The sequence below is a fragment of the Cellulomonas persica genome (assembly GCF_007989825.1).
Taxonomy (GTDB): domain Bacteria; phylum Actinomycetota; class Actinomycetes; order Actinomycetales; family Cellulomonadaceae; genus Cellulomonas; species Cellulomonas persica.
The window spans coordinates 236,233-252,936 of record NZ_BJUA01000005.1 but is presented as its reverse complement, the minus strand read 5'-3'; the positions used below and the strand labels follow the sequence as shown (position 1 = coordinate 252,936).

The 16,704-nt window shown below is 70.8% G+C and carries 12 protein-coding genes; 4 read left to right on the top strand and 8 right to left on the bottom strand.

The window, feature by feature from the left end:
• Positions 1-2: 2 nt before the first annotated feature.
• The 3 genes from CPE01_RS07060 to rsmG form a co-directional block, all read right to left on the bottom strand.
• The gene (locus tag CPE01_RS07060; RefSeq protein ID WP_146805940.1) at positions 3-1,232 is read right to left on the bottom strand and encodes a ParB/RepB/Spo0J family partition protein; all 1,230 of its coding nucleotides are present in this window, start codon (positions 1,230-1,232) and stop codon (positions 3-5) included.
• Positions 1,229-2,152 carry a ParA family protein gene (locus CPE01_RS07055; protein ID WP_246783787.1) on the bottom strand — a complete coding sequence of 308 codons (924 nt, stop codon included), beginning with the start codon at positions 2,150-2,152 and terminating at the stop codon, positions 1,229-1,231. The genes CPE01_RS07060 and CPE01_RS07055 overlap by 4 nt, the downstream gene beginning before the upstream one ends.
• An 856-nt stretch (positions 2,153-3,008) precedes the next feature.
• Complete coding sequence (gene rsmG, locus CPE01_RS07050) at positions 3,009-3,680, bottom strand: 16S rRNA (guanine(527)-N(7))-methyltransferase RsmG (protein WP_246783786.1); 672 nt, start codon at positions 3,678-3,680, stop codon at positions 3,009-3,011.
• A 2,663-nt stretch (positions 3,681-6,343) separates the two neighbouring features.
• Here rsmG and CPE01_RS07045 point away from each other — a divergent pair.
• The gene (locus CPE01_RS07045; protein ID WP_146805937.1) at positions 6,344-6,751 is read left to right on the top strand and encodes a hypothetical protein; all 408 of its coding nucleotides are present in this window, start codon (positions 6,344-6,346) and stop codon (positions 6,749-6,751) included.
• Between the two features lie 2,296 nt (positions 6,752-9,047).
• On the opposite strand, the gene CPE01_RS07040 is transcribed toward CPE01_RS07045, so the two are convergent.
• The 5 genes from CPE01_RS07040 to rpmH are packed head-to-tail and all read right to left on the bottom strand — an operon-like array spanning position 9,048 to position 11,592.
• Positions 9,048-9,548: a Jag family protein gene (locus tag CPE01_RS07040; protein ID WP_146805936.1), complete on the bottom strand. Its 501-nt coding sequence runs from the start codon at positions 9,546-9,548 to the stop codon at positions 9,048-9,050.
• A 40-nt stretch (positions 9,549-9,588) separates the two neighbouring features.
• On the bottom strand, positions 9,589-10,767 hold the full coding sequence (gene yidC / locus CPE01_RS07035; RefSeq protein ID WP_146805935.1) for a membrane protein insertase YidC: 1,179 nt from the start codon (positions 10,765-10,767) through the stop codon (positions 9,589-9,591).
• Between the two features lie 24 nt (positions 10,768-10,791).
• Positions 10,792-11,088 carry a membrane protein insertion efficiency factor YidD gene (gene yidD, locus CPE01_RS07030; RefSeq protein ID WP_146805934.1) on the bottom strand — a complete coding sequence of 99 codons (297 nt, stop codon included), beginning with the start codon at positions 11,086-11,088 and terminating at the stop codon, positions 10,792-10,794.
• On the bottom strand, positions 11,085-11,444 hold the full coding sequence (rnpA, locus tag CPE01_RS07025) for a ribonuclease P protein component (protein WP_146805933.1): 360 nt from the start codon (positions 11,442-11,444) through the stop codon (positions 11,085-11,087). Before rnpA ends, yidD begins: the two co-directional genes overlap by 4 nt.
• Before the next feature lie 10 nt (positions 11,445-11,454).
• Positions 11,455-11,592: a 50S ribosomal protein L34 gene (gene rpmH, locus CPE01_RS07020; RefSeq protein WP_013885212.1), complete on the bottom strand. Its 138-nt coding sequence runs from the start codon at positions 11,590-11,592 to the stop codon at positions 11,455-11,457.
• A gap of 560 nt (positions 11,593-12,152) precedes the next feature.
• Here rpmH and dnaA point away from each other — a divergent pair.
• From dnaA to gnd, 3 genes are all read left to right on the top strand, one after another.
• Positions 12,153-13,658 (top strand): chromosomal replication initiator protein DnaA, encoded by a 1,506-nt coding sequence (gene dnaA, locus CPE01_RS07015; RefSeq protein WP_146805932.1) that lies wholly within the window; start codon positions 12,153-12,155, stop codon positions 13,656-13,658.
• Between the two features lie 766 nt (positions 13,659-14,424).
• The gene (gene dnaN, locus CPE01_RS07010; RefSeq protein ID WP_146805931.1) at positions 14,425-15,555 is read left to right on the top strand and encodes a DNA polymerase III subunit beta; all 1,131 of its coding nucleotides are present in this window, start codon (positions 14,425-14,427) and stop codon (positions 15,553-15,555) included.
• Between the two features lie 214 nt (positions 15,556-15,769).
• The gene (gene gnd, locus CPE01_RS07005; protein WP_146805930.1) at positions 15,770-16,687 is read left to right on the top strand and encodes a phosphogluconate dehydrogenase (NAD(+)-dependent, decarboxylating); all 918 of its coding nucleotides are present in this window, start codon (positions 15,770-15,772) and stop codon (positions 16,685-16,687) included.
• Positions 16,688-16,704: the final 17 nt, after the last annotated feature.

Below are 16,704 nucleotides of genomic sequence, written 5' to 3'. Positions count from 1 at the left end.
TTTCAGCCCTTCAGGAGGCCCGGGTCGTCGGGGGCGAGGGTCGCAAGGATCCGGTTGAGGTCCTGCACTGACGCGAACTCGACGGTGAGCCGTCCGCGCGACTTACCGAGCTGCACCTTCACGCGCGTGTCGAAGCGGTCGGAGAGTCGCGACGAGAGCTCGTCGAGCGCCTCGTTCCGCTGCCCCGCGCGCGGCGCCTGGCGCCGCTGCCCAGGGGCCGCGGTGTCCCCACCGAGAGCCACGATCTCCTCGACCGCGCGCACGGACAGGCCCTCGGCCACGATCCGCTGAGCGAGCCGTTCGATCGCCGCGCCGTCCGCGAGCCCGAGCAGTGCACGCGCGTGCCCCGCCGAGAGCACGCCCGCGGCCACCCGACGCTGCACGAGCGGCGGGAGCTTGAGCAGGCGCAGCGTGTTCGAGATCTGCGGCCGCGACCGGTGGATGCGCGTCGCGAGCTGCTCGTGCGTGCACCCGAAGTCGTCGAGCAGCTGCTGGTACGCGGCCGCCTCCTCCAGCGGGTTGAGCTGGGAGCGGTGCAGGTTCTCGAGCAGAGCGTCCCGCAAGAGGTCCGCGTCGTCGGTCTCGCGGATGATCGCGGGGATGACGTCGAGGCCGGCGGCCTGGGTGGCCCGCCACCGGCGCTCGCCCATGATCAGCTCGTAGCCGTCGTCGACTGCGCGCACGACGACCGGCTGCAGCACGCCGATCTCCTTGATCGACCCGACGAGCTCGTCGAGCGCGTCCTCGTCGAACACCGTGCGGGGCTGACGCGGGTTCGGTCGGATCGACGCGACGGGGAGCTCGGCGAAGCGCGCGCCGGGCACCGGCACGAGGTCGTCCGCGGCTATCGCGCTGAAGTCGGTCGGGTCGGCAGCCCCAGCCGTCGCGGTGTCCACGACCACCGGGCTCACACTCGTCCCGTTGGTCGCGGCCCCGTTGGTGACCACCGCCGGGCTCTCGGTGGCGCTCGGCGAACCGTTCGACCCTGTGCTCTCCGGAGCGACGATCGTCGCGCTCTCCGCACCGGCGCCGGCGGCCGCCTCACGCTGCGCGAGCGCGACACCGGCGGACTCGGCGGCGGTCGCCTCAGCGCTCGTGCTCGTCGCGTCCGACCGGTCCGGGAAGAACACGTCCACGGGACGGTCCCCACCCGGAGCGGGGCGGCTCCCGTCGAGCCCCGCCGGGATCAACGCGCCCAGGCCGCGGCCCAGTCCCCGTCGCTTCTCGCTCATCGGTCCTCCTCCGCGCCGCTCTCAGCGGCAGCGTTGCTCGATCGGGTCACGTCTGGGGTGGCGGCGCCGCGCTCGGCGATCTCGCGCGCGGCCTCGAGGTAGGCAAGGGCACCCGACGAGCCCGCGTCGTACGTCATGACCGTCTGCCCGTAGCTCGGCGCCTCCGAGATGCGCACCGAGCGCGGCACCGTGGTGCGCAGGGTGCGCTCCGGGAAGTGCTCGCGCACCTCGGACGCCACCTGCTGCGCGAGGTTCGTGCGGGCGTCGTACATGGTCAGCAGGATCGTCGAGACGTGCAGATCGCGGTTGAGGTGCGCCTGGATCAGCTGGATCGTCTTGAGCAGCTGGCTGAGGCCCTCGAGCGCGTAGTACTCGCACTGGATGGGGATGAGCACCTCGCGCGCGACGACGAACGCGTTGACCGTGAGCAGGCCCAGGCTCGGCGGGCAGTCGACGAACACGTAGTCGATGCGCTCGAGGCCGGTGTCGATGCGCCACTGCAAGTACGTGTCCAGTGCACTGCGGAGTCGCGTCTCGCGCGCGACCATCGAGACGAGCTCGATCTCGGCGCCCGAGAGATCGATCGTCGCCGGCAGGCACCAGAGGTTCGGGACGTCCGGGCTCTCCTGCACGGCCTCGGCCATCGGCGCTCCCTCGACGAGCACCTCGTAGATCGACGGTGTGCCCGCGCGGTGCTCGATCCCGAGCGCCGTCGACGCGTTCCCCTGCGGGTCGTTGTCGAGGACGAGCACGTTGAGCCCCGACTGCGCGAGTGCGGCTGCGAGGTTCACCGTGGTCGTCGTCTTGCCGACGCCGCCCTTCTGGTTCGCCACGGTCACGATGCGGGTCTCGGTCGGGCGCGGGAACCGCCGACCTCGCAGCTCGATGCGGCGGCGAGCGTCCTGCTGGAGCTCGGCCATGAGAGGGGTGTCGTCCGTGACGGCCGGAAGGCTCTGCACGAGTGCAGCGCGCCTCTGCTCGTCCGGATCGAGGTCCGCGTGGGTTGTCATGTCTCCGTCAGGGTCCTGCGGGGGAGGTGACGCCAATGCGTCTCCTCCATTGTCCGATGCGGATCCCCCTGCTTCGGACGCACCCGCCGCCTCCGTTTCACGTGAAACGGGCGACGAGGCGCCGTCGTGCTGCTCCGGGCGGCCGGGCGCGTGCTCCGACGCCTCACCGCGCTCATGCGCGCCGCTCTCCGGGACGTCCCCGACAGCGACTGTGTCCGTCGCGCCGTCCGCGCTGGCCGCCGGCGCACTCTCGGTGCGCGTGCCGATCCCCCACGTGGCGGCCCAGCTTGCGGCCCGATCCCCCGGCTCGCTCACCCCCGACGGCGACGGTCCGTCGTTGCTCGGCTGCCCACCGGCCGGCACCGATGCGCTCGGCGCCCCCTGGGCGACGTCGGTCGGCTCTGCGTCCACCATGTCGCTGGTCGCCCGCTCGTTGTCCGGCGTCGGCTCGACCGTCCGGTCCTGGTGAGGCGCCGCAGGCGAGGGAGCCCCCGAAGGGGTGCCGTCGGTCTGGCTCGCCGCGGGCTGCGTCGCGTTCCGCGGGACGTCGACCTCGGCAGGCTCTGCCGTCGCAGGAGAGAGCGGAGCCGTCGACGGCGTCGGGACGAGCGGCGCGACCACGTCGGCCGGGACGCTGATCGGTGCGGCCTCGTCGTTGGCGCTCGGCGCCGTGGCTGGAGGGTCGCCCGCCGGCGCCGAGGTCTCAGCGGGCAGCGGCCACGCCGCGGTCGCCGGCACGGGCTGCGGTGCACGACCTTGCTTGCGCCTACCGAACACGCTTGCCCCCCTCGTGCACGGCGATCACGACGCGCGTCGGCTCGACACCCTCAAGCGTCGACACCTCGCGCACCTCGACCGCTCCCACGTGAGCGCGGCGTGCGGCGCTGCGCCCCTTGTCGATCTCCTCCTGCGCCCGAGCGCCCTTGAGCGCTACGAGCGTGCCTCCCGGACGGATCAGCGGCATCGCCCACGCGTAGAGCTTGTCGAGCGCCGCGACCGCTCGGGTGGTGACCACGTCCGCCTGGAGGTCGAGCGCCTCCTGCGCTCGCGCGCGCCTGACCTGCGCGTTCGGCAAGCCGAGCTCGTCGACGACCTCGGAGAGCCAGTCGGTGCGTCGCTCCATCGGCTCGAGCAGCACGACCTGCGCGTCAGGCACCATCGCGGCGACGACGACGCCCGGAAGTCCGGCGCCGCTCCCGAGGTCGACGATCAGCCCGCTCGTGGGCAGGAAGGGCACGGCCGCCGCGGAGTTGAGCAGGTGCCGCTCCCACAGGCGCGCGACCTCGCGCGGCCCGATCAGGCCACGCAGGACGCCCTGATCGACGAGCATCCGGTGGAAACCCTCGACCTGGGGCCACGCTGCTCCGAAGAACTCGGGGAGCCGCGCGTCGCCGTCGAGCGGGTCGTGAACGTCGGTGAGGTCGCCGTTCTCGCTCACGACGCCACTCTCCGTTCCACGTGCAACCTCCGCTACCGATCGCCTGCTGCGGCCTCCTGGCTGCGCGGACGTCCCACCGTACCGGCTCATCACCCGCTCCCGGCGCTTCACCCACAGCTCGTCGACCCCGAGTTTCATCCCCGTGCCGTCGGCGCACGGCGGCCCCCGTCTGCGCATCGCGCCCGACCACCTCCGACCCGTCCGGCTACGCCCTGACCAGCCATGCACAGGTGCGTGCGCGGTCGTCGACTCACCGCACAGCGTGCGCGGCTCGGCCTTTCTCCCGACGCACGGCACGGCCGCGCCCCCGGTACTTTCCGCCCGCATGCTGGACCGCGCCGACGATGCTGTCCGCTGCGCGCCGACCATGATCAGCGCCGCCCTCGGTCGCTGGTTCGCAACCCCGCCCGGATGCCGACCACCTCCTCACCCGCCCGGCCACGACTCCGCGAGCCCGCGCCCGCACACCGCAATTAGCCGCCCCCGGTGCCGCGACCTCTCCCCAAGCCGACGCCCCAGCACCGCGGTCCGCCCCAACTCCGCCACGACCCTCCGCGGACCCCACACCCTGGGCTGACCTGATTTCAGGACGCCTCAGCGCCCCGGCCTACGAGCGCCCGGCCTCGGACGATCTCCATCCAGGCTATGGCTCCCGTGTTCGCAGCCCCGTCAGCACGCCACCCACTCACGCCGCCGCGAGGCCCCGGGCTCACATGTCGGCGTCGCCCTGCCACCCACTCCCGCGACCACCACGGCCACGGCTTCCCGGCCAACGCTGGCGCGCCGACAGCCCTTCACGACCGGCCGTGACCCACCGCCGCAACCAGCCGCTGTCTGCGGCTGCGGACCCGCCCGGCGAGACTGCGCCACCTCTGTCTGGGTCTGCAACCGTGCACCCTCTCGTGCCCCCTCCGCCGCTCCACTTTCGGTTTCCGCGCCCCACAACGCGCCCCACAACTTGTCCGGCCGTTGGATCCGCTCGCACCCTCCGCTGCCTGACTCCGGTGTCGGGAGGGTGTTCCCTGACCCGCAGCCCTGCCCTCGGGTACTCCCCGTCCTCACGGTCCTCGGGCGCTCCCGGTCCTCAGGGCCCTGCTCTCGGGCGCTCCCCGTCCTGAGAGCCCTGCCCACAGCTGCCTCATCCCCCGGCACGCCGCTTCCTTTCGTGTGCTCCCGCGGTGCACCAGAGGGCACAGCGGGTCGTGCTCGTGGTTAGCGCTGGCCGGCCCCCGCACGGATAGCGGACAGCGGCAGAGGTTGAACGGCCGGAGTCACTTCCGTCGGGTGCACTGTTGGAGGCACGGGTCTCGACGCGCCCGTTCCACGTGAAAGACGAGCTCGGCGTCTCTCGAATGACGTCGCAGGCGGCCCGCACGACCGGCTCCCCCGCCAGGCGGATGGCGGTCTCTGTCCACGTCTGGCATGACCGGACGCCTCGGGCGGACCGACCGGTGCGTCGTCACTCGCGCTCCTCGAAAAGACCCGCTTCACCGGGTGCCGCGATGCAGAGGTAGCCACGCCTAGCCGAGCCCACATGCTCGGGGCGTCTGCGCTCCCGTCCGACTCCGATCCACATCCGAGCCCTCCCCCTCTACTTGGGCACACCAGCGGTGCTGAGATCGCTCCGCGCCTCTGGTTCTCGTGAGCGTCGGGCAGGCGGTTCCACATGAGACACGGTCGACCTGCCACGGCTCACCGACCCGCAGCAGCACCCGACCGTGGCGTCGTGCTCCGTGGCGTGCGCGGAGCCGCTGTCGGCACGCCGCGCCGCCCGTGCGCTCGAGACGCTGGCGCCACTCACGGCGTCGCGGCCCAGACCGAGCCATAGTCGGATTCCCCGGCGTTGCACACGGGCGTCGGTGTGTGGAGCGGTGTTTCACGTGGAACACAGACCCCGGCGGCCGGCGGTTGAGACTCGGTCTTTGTCGCGTCCCCTGCGACGTCCCGAGGGACCGCAGCGCTCCGCCGGGCTTGGAGGGCACGTCGGGTGGAGTGCCCGCGCCTGCGTCGAGCGCGATGAGACTCCCAGGACGAGCAGCTCTCCTCCGCCAGCCTCGCGGCGAGCCACGCCGCCACGCCCCACGCCGACTGTACGCCCTCGGTCACCGGCTTCCCACCGCGTTGTCGATCCACCTGTCACGGGCGGCGTCCAGCAGCCAGGTCGGAAGCCGCTGCGCATCCGGCGCGCTCCGACGCGAGCTCCCTCCGCGCGAATCCCGGTCCCCGACGGGTACGCCTCGAAGTGTCCGGTGCCTCGCCAGCACCTGCACGCCCCAGCACGCCGCGCTGGATCAAGCGCCACTGGTGCCATCGGCCGGGGGCGTGCCGTGACGATCCAGACACGGCCGCCAAGGCCGTGCGTCTCAGGCCTCAGGCCGCCATGTTTCACGTGGAACGACGCCGCCCGCCGAAGCCGCCGGAAACGTCCCGGGCGGCCGATCGACTTCGGCGACGAACGGCGGCAGCGGTACCGGAGCCGCGATGTCGTCGAGCGCTGCTTCAACAAGCTCAAGCGGTGGCGCGGGCTCGCGATGCGGTCAGACAAGACCGCCCGCAGCCACCACTCCGGCCAATGCCCTTCTGCGACCCTCCACTGGGTGCAGAGCATCAGTCGGTGACCTTTACCTGGTCCAGCGTGTCGCCGGCCCGATCTGGGCACCCCCGTGAAGCACACTTGGTGGAGACTTCAGCACGAGGGACGGAGTACGCGGATCGAGATGCGGTGTGTCGATGCCGGTTCGTCGCAGACCGTAGTCGTCGACTCGCCCGTCGGCCGGTTCGCCGCAACCTGGCAAGGCCCCGTGCCTGCGGTCGGCGACGTCGTCGACGTCGAGATCGACTGCGCGCCCTGCCGCTGGACGGACGTCGTCATCGGAATCGCTGCTGGAGAACAGCCTCCGGGATCGCTGCACGGCGTCATCGAACGGGTACAGCGCGACGGCGTGGCTGTACTGCGCGCGGGACCCACGACCACACTCCTCGAAATGGTCGGTCCGCAACCCGACGGTCTGCTCGGAGCACGAGTCGCCATTCCAGCGACGGACATCCGACTCTTCCCCACCAACCTCTAGCAACACGGCCTAGTCGAACCATGCGCCAGTCCAGAGTGCCGCCCCTCCCCCGTCTCACGTAGAACGGCGACTGCAGAGGACGTCTCTCGTGAAACGGAGACTGCAGGGGTCGTTTCACGTGAAACGGAGGCCGCAAGGCCCTCCCGCGCCTCGACCCGCCCGCGCTAGCTGAGGTCGGCCGATACCTCCTCAATGCGCTTCGGCCTCCCGCTGCTCGGTGCGCGCGCTGCTGCCGGTCTCCAGCGAGCCGGTAACTCACTGTCAATCACCAGCACAACCCGGGTAACGGAGTCGCTCAGCTCGTCGCCGACCGCGTTGCCCGTTCAGTCGCGTCGTGAACGCATCGGCTGAGCCGGCCTCGGGAACCCGCCCGAGCCATCTCGTGCCGACACCTTGATCCGCTGAGCAGCCACGCCGCGCTGGCTGTGCAGGAACGACTGCAGACGGTGCGGCAATCTGGCGGGGCCTCAGGGAGCGCCAGGTACCCGCGAGAGTCCCACCGGCAACTCCATCGACAGGGGGCTTCATCGCCTTACTGCTACTCGTCGCACGTCGAGTGCAGCGCGGCGGCAGTGCTCCGGCGACTTATCTCGTCGTTCCTCCTCGAGAACCAGACCCGGCTAGGGATACCGAGGCGATAGAGCGCCAAGCGCCGGGCCTGCCTCGGGTGCCGAGCCCGACCACGCCAGACCGGACCCTCGGGCAGAGCGCGGGTCCCCCACACCAGCCCCATTTGCGGAGCGCGACTCCCCCACACCAGCAGTTCTTTCGGAGCGCGACTCGCCCAGGCCGGTTCCGTGCGCAGGTCGGTGGGCGGCATCCAGCAGGACATACCGGAACCCCCGACGCCCGAGGCGTCGACGGCACGGACCGGACGGCATCGCGCCGCGGCAAGGCTGAGCGCCGGCCCGTCGTCGTTGTCCGACCCGTGGAGTCGATGAGCTTCACCTCGTGCGGCGCCCTTCGCACAAGCGCGGAGCGAGTTCCACCGTTCAACCCACCGGACGTGCCGCGGCGAAGTGGGACGAGGTAGAGCCGTCGGCCCAGCGCTAGTCGCCACCTCAGGCATCCGCTCCGCTCCGACGTCGACGTCAGGCACACGCGGGAGCGGCCGACTCTCGCTCCGCGTGAGCACGTCACCGGGCGCGACAGGCGTGAATCGACGATGGCCGTTCGTTCGATGCCGCCGTCCCGCCTGGACGGGTCGCGTCGCGCGGACAGACAACGTCCGGGCATGTAGCCAGCGGCGAGGCACGTCGGCGCCGTGCGGATCACTCAGGCTCTCGACGCATACCGAGGTCCGAGCGTGGCCACACAGGCAGGTGCCGGAGGGGACGGGTCTCACGTGCCAACCATCTGATGCGGACGCCGGACCCGGGCGCTCCCGAGAGCTCTCCCAGCGTCGAAGGTCCCACCTCCGCCACCTACTCCAGCGCACAACGACGAGCTGGCGCGGGTATGCAGGCGACCAGCACAGCCCTCTCGCTACTGACAGGCCTGCCATGTGCCCGTTCTGCACAGGGCACAGGGCTTGTGCCGGGACGCCAAGCCGCGTGGAGAGCTGAGGGCGGAAGACTGTTCCGCTCCGGTTCTGGGGACCTCCGGGCGTCCGAATGGCTGATCTGGGGCGCCGCGCCGTGCCGACACGGGCAGGACCCCGACCTAGCAGAGAACGGTGCCGCGCGCTGAGGCAGCCGCGACCCGCCCTCATGCCGCGTGTGCTGGCGCGCCAGGGACCAGTCGCAGCGCACGGGTCACCAGGTACGCGGCGCAGCGGGCCATCCTGTCCGTCAAGTGCGCAGCCTCACCGGCCAGGCGCGGTCGCACCAAGCCGGACCCCGACGTCCGAGCCCGATGTTCCACGTGAAACACCAGTGATCCCGTGGGGAGGCCGATGACACGTCAAGCTCTGTTCCACGAGCGAGCTCGGCTGCGGACCACCAGGAATCGGCGTCCTACCGCGAACCGTCCCGGCGCGGACGGGTATCCGACTGCGGCGAAGGGCCGCCCGTTTCACGTGAAACGCAGCGACCGACTGGACGCCACACCACATGGGCCTCCAACCCACGGCGCCGACTCCGCCAGAAGAGAACCTGGCCCTGCCGTCCACGCCTGGCGGCTCTGTGGATGTGGAGGTGGTAGTAGCGGGGGCACGTCGGGCCAGCCGTGGACATCCTCGTCAGCCAGCTCGACCGCCCGCCGCAGGCCAGCTGCGTCGCCATCACGGCGCCCGCTAGTACGGCAAAGGGTGGCGCCCCGTGCGGAGCGCCACCCTTTGCCGACTGTGTGACGGGTGTCAGGCCGGACGCACCACCACGTAGCGGTGCGGCTCGACGCCCTCGGAGTCGCTCACGAGACCGGCGGCGGCCACGGCGTCGTGGATGACCTTGCGCTCGAACGGGTTCATCGGCTCGAGGGAGACCGGCGAGCCGGACTCCTTCGCGCGCGCGACGGCGTCGTTCGCGACGGCCGTCAGCGCCTCTCGGCGAGCCGCGCGGTAGCCGGCGATGTCGAGCATCAGTCGGCTGCGCTCCCCCGTCTTGGCCTGCACGGCGAGGCGGGTGAGCTCCTGCAGGGCGTCCAGGACCTCACCGTCGCGGCCGGCGAGTCGACGCAGCGAGCGGTCGGCGGCGTCCTCCGAGACGATCTCGACGGCGGCGCGACCGTGATCGACGTCGATGTCGATGTCACCGTCGAGATCGGCGATGTCGAGGAGCTCCTCGAGGTAGTCGGCCGCGATCTCGCCTTCCTCTTCGAGTCGGCTCGTCGAGCTCGCAGCGTCAGGCTGGGTGGTCATGGTGTCTCCGTTCGACGTGGCTGGGGCCGCGGAGCGGCGGTCAGTTCTTGGGGCGGGGCTTCTTGCCGCCCTGGGCCGGCTTCTTCGCCTTGGCGCTGCTGGACGGCTTCGTCGGACCGTCGCTCAGCGACCCGTCCTCCACCGGGGCATCCTGAACAGGCGCATCCTGGATCGGAGCGTCGGCCGTCGCTGAAGCCCCAGACCCCGTCGCGCCCTTGGCCGACGCTGCGCCGGTGCCGGTGCCGGCTCCGACAGGACGCTGCGTCCCCGCCGGCTTCTGACGGTCCTTGCGCTTCGGCTGCTGACGCTGACCACGAGGCTTCTCGTCGACGACGGTGGACGGGGCCTCGACCACGGGGACGGCCTTGCCGCGGCGGGCGCGGCGCTCGAGCATCAGGCGCTCGGCCTCGGAGCCGGGCGCCGGCATGCGACGGATCGTGTAGAACTGCTGGCCCATCGACCAGAGGTTCGTGGTGGTCCAGTAGATGAGGACACCGATCGGGAAGTTCACGCCGGAGAACGCGAAGATCAGCGGCAGGACGTAGAGCAGCACCTTCTGCTGCTGCGCCATCGGACCCTCGAGCGCGGCCGGCGGCATGTTCTTGCGCGTGAGCTGGCGCTGGGTGAAGAACGTCGTCGCGGACATCGCGACGATGAGCGCGATGGTGACGATCTGGATGTGGATGTCGCCGTTGGCCTGCATGAACGTGCCCGACAGCGGGGCGCCGAAGATCGTGGCGGACTCCGCCGAGGCGGCGAGGTCGGCGGTCATCGGGCCGATATGGTCACCGCGCGGGTACGTGCCTTCGGACAGCGGCTTGAGCGAGTTGAGCACGCGGAACAGCGCGAAGAAGATCGGCGACTGCAGCAGGATCGGCAAGCAGGACGCGAACGGGTTCGTCCCGTGCTTGCGGTAGAGCTCCATCGTCTCGCGGCTCATCGCCTCGCGGGACGCGGGATCGGTCTTGCCCTTGTACTTCTTCTGGATCTTCTGCATCTCGGGCTGCAGCAGCTGCATGCCGCGCGACGCCTTGATCTGCTTGAAGAACAGCGGGATCAGCAGGATCCGGATCACGATCACGAGGCCGACGATGGACAGCGTCCACGCCGTTCCCCCGTCGGGATCCATGCCGATGCTCGTGAGCAGCGAGTGGAACTGGACCATGATCCAGGCCACCGCGACCATGATCGGCTGCAGCAGACCGTCGAACCAACCCATGTGGGCAGAGCTCCTGTCGGGGTGTCAGTGGGCGCTGTGCGCCACGTCGAGTCGGCGGGGCGAGCGCGCGGGAGGCACGTCGTCCACGCCACCGGGCGTCCATGGGTGGCATCGCAGCAGGCGTCGGCCGGCGAGCCAGGTCCCGCGCAGCGCGCCGTGGCGGCGAATCGCGATCACCGCGTACTGCGAGCAGGACGGGTAGTACCGGCACGTGGGCGGCGTGAGCGGCGAGACCAGGTGCTGGTAGAGCCAGAGCAGACCGAGCAGCGCCATGCCGGGCAGGCGCAGCGCGAACCGGGCCGCCCGCCCGAGGGTCGTCATCGCGTGGCCCCTGCTCGTCGCGTCGCGGTGCGCAGCGCGCCGTCGAGATCGGCCCCGAGCGTGGCGTACGACGCCGCAGCGGCGGGCGCCTGGGCTCGCACGACGAGGGACGCGCGAGCGGGGAGGGCGTCGAGGCGGCCGGCCATGAGGGCACGCAGACGTCGCTTCACACGGTTCCGCACCACCGCGTTGCCGACGCCCTTGGACACGACGAAACCGACCACCGGGCCATCAGGCCCGGGGTCGGTTCGACTCGTCAGGTGCACCACCAACGTCTCCCGTCCGCCGCGCGCACCGCGCCGCACCGCCGACTCGAAGTCCGCGGATCGACGCATCCGGTGCGCGGCGGGCAGCACCGACGCTGGGTCAGGCCGAGAGCTCGGAGCGACCCTTGCGCCGGCGAGCGGCGAGGATCGCGCGGCCGGCGCGCGTCCGCATGCGCAGACGGAAGCCGTGCGTCTTGGCCCGGCGCCGGTTGTTCGGCTGGAACGTGCGCTTGCTCACGAGAGTTCTCCCACTGGTCCATCGGATGGGCGCGCGGCACACGCGTCCTGGTCTTCTGCCTGGCTCGACTGCTCCGAGGACACGCACCTGGAGGTGCGTGCGGCGTCTGGGCGCGCCGACAGGAGCCATCAAAGGGCTGCACGACGATACGCCGCGCGCGTCTAGCCGGTCAAATGTGACCGGGCACGTCAGGCGGCCTGCGCGAGCCGCATCAGATCGCGGTTCTCGCGCCTCCCGACGCGTCCGGGCTCGCACCCCAGGTCAGAGCCCCGCAGCGTGGGCGGTCACGCCGTCGGTGAGCCGTTCATCACCCCATCAGGCGGTGCCCGGCCGGCGCCTGTGGACACTAGCATCGAGGCTCGTCGTCGCCTGTGGATGACGACGCACGCCGTCCGCGTGGTGCTGCCGGCGCGACTCGACGACGAGGCGCGTCGCGATGGGCATCCGTGCGGCCGCGCGTCGGTCGCCTGGCTCGGCTCACAGGTGTGGACAAGTGTGTGGACGACGGCGCACCGTGCGAGACTCGCACGTCGAACGGACGAGACGACCCGAGGTAGGACGTGGCACAGGACGAAGAGCTCACTCGAGTCTGGGGTCACGTCGTGAACTCGCTCGAGTCCAGCCCCGACATCACGCAGCGGCAGCTCGCGTTCGTCCGGCTCGCGCAGCCGCTGGGCCTCCTCGACGGCACCCTGATCCTTGCTGTGGGCAACGAGTACACCAAGGAGTACCTCGAGACGAAGGTCCGCACCGAGGTCACCGAGGCGCTGAACGACGCACTCGGGCGTGAGGGCCGGTTCGCGATCACGGTCGACCCCCAGCTCGTCGACGACGCCCCGCCGGCGGTGCGGGCGATGACCACCGCTCCCGGGAGCTCCCCCTCACCGGCGGTCCCCCCGGACGACGTGCACACCCCGGTCGACGACGAACCCGCCCGCCCGGCCCACGAGCCCGAGGTGCGGCGGCCGGAGCCGGACGCACCGCGACCCGGCACCCAGCACGTGCCGAACGCGCGTCGGCAGCAGGCCGAGCCCGCTCGCCTCAACCCGAACTACCTGTTCGAGACGTTCGTCATCGGTTCGTCGAACCGGTTCGCGCACGCCGCGGCCGTCGCCGTGGCCGAGGCGCCCGCGAAGGCCTACAACCCGCTGTTCATCTACGGCGACTCCGGGCTGGGCAAGACCCACCTGCTGCACGCGATCGGTCACTACGCGCAGAACCTCTACCCGAGCGTGCGGGTGCGCTACGTGAACTCCGAGGAGTTCACCAACGACTTCATCAACTCGATCTCCGAGGGCAAGGCAGGCGCGTTCCAGCGGCGCTACCGCGAGGTCGACGTGCTCCTCATCGACGACATCCAGTTCCTGCAGGGCAAGGAACAGACGATGGAGGAGTTCTTCCACACGTTCAACACCCTGCACAACGCGAACAAGCAGGTCGTGATCACGTCCGACCTGCCCCCGAAGCAGCTCAACGGCTTCGAGGACCGGATGCGCTCGCGCTTCGAGTGGGGGCTCATCACGGACGTCCAGCCGCCGGACCTCGAGACGCGCATCGCGATCCTCCGCAAGAAGGCCGGTGGCGACAACATGCAGGCGCCGCCGGACGTCCTGGAGTACATCGCCTCGAAGATCTCGACGAACATCCGCGAGCTCGAGGGCGCGCTGATCCGGGTCACGGCGTTCGCGAGCCTCAACCGGCAGCAGGTCGACCTTTCGCTCGCGGAGATCGTGCTGAAGGACCTCATCACCGACGACCAGACGACCGAGATCACCTCGACGCAGGTCATCGGCCAGACGGCGGCGTACTTCGGTCTCACGATCGACGACCTGTGCGGTTCGTCGCGCTCACGTGTCCTGGTGACGGCCCGGCAGATCGCGATGTACCTGTGTCGCGAGCTCACCGACCTGTCGCTGCCGAAGATCGGGCAGGCCTTCGGCGGTCGCGACCACACCACGGTCATGCACGCGAACCGCAAGATCCGTGAGCTCATGGCCGAGCGTCGCTCGATCTACAACCAGGTGACCGAGCTCACCAACCGCATCAAGCAGCAGAGCCGCGGCTGACGCAGGCTGGGGACGGCTCGTCGTCCTCCCCAGGTTTTTCCACAACCGCAGGTCACGCCCTGGGGATCATGTGAATCATGTCACCCGATTGCCGACCCTCGGCGATCCGAGCCGCCCAGCACGTCACTGACCTGCGCAAACGCAGAACCGGACAGAACCACCCACCTCGGCACGCGTGAGACCGGGACAGACTCGGACAGACCAGGACGCTCGCATGGTCACCTTCATCCCCAGGTCGAGACATGCATGGGACGAATACACACACCTGTGCACAGCCCTGTGGATGGCGGTGGATGACACGACTGGCGATGTGGACGCCGGGTGTCGTCCCGGTGGACGACGAACGACAAGAACCTGGACGTCCACCGTCACCCACCGCCGGGACGCGCTGGTCCACATCCCGTGTGCACACGTGGATCTTCGTCGCGACCTGCGCAGACGGCCCTTCGTCCACATGATGCACAGCCGCGATGACGACGACGACAGATTCTTGTCATGAGAATCCACACACCTTCGATGCCTCGAGCTCGACGAGCCGGCGGCGACGCAGGACCTCTCCTAATCACAAGACGCCCCACCTGCTCCCCGTGTGGGGCGTCTCGCGTAGTGTTCGCGTGACGGCGCCTGCCTGGACGGACGACCCACTGCGACGCACCACCGACTCGGAGACGACACCGACGTCGGGCGCGGCAACGAGGTCGTGCGTCTCACCGTGGCGGACGCTCGTCGCGCACGTACGACGAAGTTCGACGAGAGGTAGTGGTCCATGAGGTTCCGGGTCGAGCGCGACGTTCTCGCCGAGGCCGTCACCTGGACGGCTCGCAGCCTGCCGACCCGTCCCCCGGTGCCGGTGCTCGCGGGTGTGCGCATCGAGGCCGACTCGAGCGGCGTCATCCAGCTCTCCAGCTTCGACTACGAGGTCTCCGCGCGGTCGCAGATCCCTGCCGACGTGAGCGAGGCCGGGACGGTGCTCGTCTCGGGCCGGCTCCTCGCGGAGATCTCCCGCGCCCTGCCCGACAAGCCGGTGGACGTGTCGCTCGACGGCACGAAGGTCGTCGTGACCTGCGGCGCGAGCCGCTTCACGCTCCTGACGATGCCGGTCGAGGACTACCCGAACCTGCCGGTCATGCCGCCGGTCACGGGCACGGTCGACGGCGACGCGCTCACGCACGCGGTCGCGCAGGTCTCCGTCGCCGCGAGCCGGGACGACACGCTCCCCCTGCTCACGGGCGTGCGCGTGGAGATCGAGGGCGAGAAGGTCACGCTGCTCGCGACCGACCGCTACCGCCTCGCGCTGCGTGAGCTCACGTGGACGCCGGCGTCACCCGACATCTCGACGGTCGCGCTGGTGCGTGCGCGCACGCTGTCCGACGCGGCGAAGTCGCTCGGGAGCGCGGGCGACGTCTCGGTCAGCCTGTCCACGGGTGCCGGCGTGGACCTCATCGGGTTCGAGGCCGCCGGCCGTCAGTCGACGAGCCTGCTCGTCGACGGCGACTACCCCGCGGTGCGTCGCCTGTTCCCCGACGAGACGCCGATCCACGCGATCGTCGGGACCTCGCAGCTGGCCGAGGCGGCCAAGCGTGTCTCGCTCGTCGCCGAGCGCAACACCCCCATCCGCCTGAGCTTCGCCGACGGGCAGGTCGTGCTCGACGCCGGTCAGGGCGACGACGCGCAGGCGTCCGAGGCGCTCGAGGCGACGCTCGAGGGCGAGCCGATCTCGGTGGCGTTCAACCCGCAGTTCCTGCTCGACGGGCTCGGCGCGCTGGACACGCCGTTCGTGCGCCTGTCGTTCACGCACCCGAACAAGCCGGTCGAGTTCACGGGCCAGGGCTCGGTCGAGAGCGAGGACGACAAGACGTACCGCTACCTGCTGGTCCCGATCCGCTTCGCGAGCTGACAGGACCGGACGGGACAGCGCGGCCGGCGTCCGCGGGAGCACGCGACCACCCGACGCGCAGGGCGAGGTTCCGGCGGGCAGGGCGGGGTTCCGGCGGGCACAGTGAGACGTCGGGGCGAGGTCACGACGAGCACGACGACCGGCCGCGAGGCCGGGGTCGATCAGCACGACGGCGCACCACGCCGGCACCCGCAGCGAGGGAAGGACGGACGTCATGAAGGTCGGTCTCGTCGGGCTCGGCAAGATGGGCGCGAACATGCGCGAGCGGATCCGCCGCGCCGGCATCGAGGTCGTGGGGTACGACAGGAACCCGGACGTCACGGACGTCGACTCGCTCGAGGCGCTGGTCGCGGCCCTGCCCGCGGGTGAGCGGATCGTGTGGGTCATGGTGCCGTCCGGCCCGGTCACGGACGCGGTGATCACGCAGCTCGCGGGCCTGCTCGCGGCGGGCGACGTGGTGATCGACGGCGGGAACTCGTACTACCAGGACGACGAGCCGCACGCGGCGCTGCTGCGTGAGACGGGTGTCGGCTTCCTCGACGCGGGGGTCTCGGGCGGCGTCTGGGGTCTCGAGAACGGCTACGGCCTCATGGTCGGCGGTGACAAGGAGCTCGTCGACCGGGTCATGCCGGTCTTCGACGCGCTGCGGCCGCCGGGCGACCGTGCGGACGGGTTCGTGCACGCAGGCACGGTCGGCGCGGGGCACTTCGCGAAGATGGTGCACAACGGCATCGAGTACGGGCTGATGCAGGCGTACGCCGAGGGCTACGAGCTGCTCGCGGCGAAGGACCTCGTCACGGACGTGCACGGGACGATGCGCGCGTGGACGAACGGCACGGTCGTGCGGTCGTGGCTGTTGGAGCTGCTCGTGCGAGCGCTCGAGCAGGACCCCGGCCTGGCAGCGATCGACGACTGGGTCGAGGACTCGGGCGAGGGCCGGTGGACGGTCGACGAGGCGATCGACCTGGCCGTCCCGGCGCCGGTGATCTCGGCGGCGCTGTTCGCGCGGTTCGCGTCGCGGCAGGGTGAGTCGCCGGCGATGAAGGCCGTCGCGGCGCTCCGTCAGCAGTTCGGCGGGCACGCCGTGAAGCCCGCAGACGCCCTCGCCGCACCTCCGCCGCCGGTCGCCTGACCGGCTGACCCTCACGA

Bases quoted from the DNA above. Each gene is read 5' to 3' on its own strand.
- CPE01_RS07055 (WP_246783787.1), bottom strand. From the start codon at position 2,152: ATGGCCGAGCTCCAGCAGGACGCTCGCCGCCGCATCGAGCTGCGAGGT.
- CPE01_RS07060 (WP_146805940.1), bottom strand. From the start codon at position 1,232: ATGAGCGAGAAGCGACGGGGACTGGGCCGCGGCCTGGGCGCGTTGATC.
- CPE01_RS07040 (WP_146805936.1), bottom strand. From the start codon at position 9,548: ATGACCACCCAGCCTGACGCTGCGAGCTCGACGAGCCGACTCGAAGAG.
- dnaN (WP_146805931.1), top strand. From the start codon at position 14,425: ATGAGGTTCCGGGTCGAGCGCGACGTTCTCGCCGAGGCCGTCACCTGG.
- gnd (WP_146805930.1), top strand. From the start codon at position 15,770: ATGAAGGTCGGTCTCGTCGGGCTCGGCAAGATGGGCGCGAACATGCGC.
- yidD (WP_146805934.1), bottom strand. From the start codon at position 11,088: ATGACGACCCTCGGGCGGGCGGCCCGGTTCGCGCTGCGCCTGCCCGGC.
- yidC (WP_146805935.1), bottom strand. From the start codon at position 10,767: ATGGGTTGGTTCGACGGTCTGCTGCAGCCGATCATGGTCGCGGTGGCC.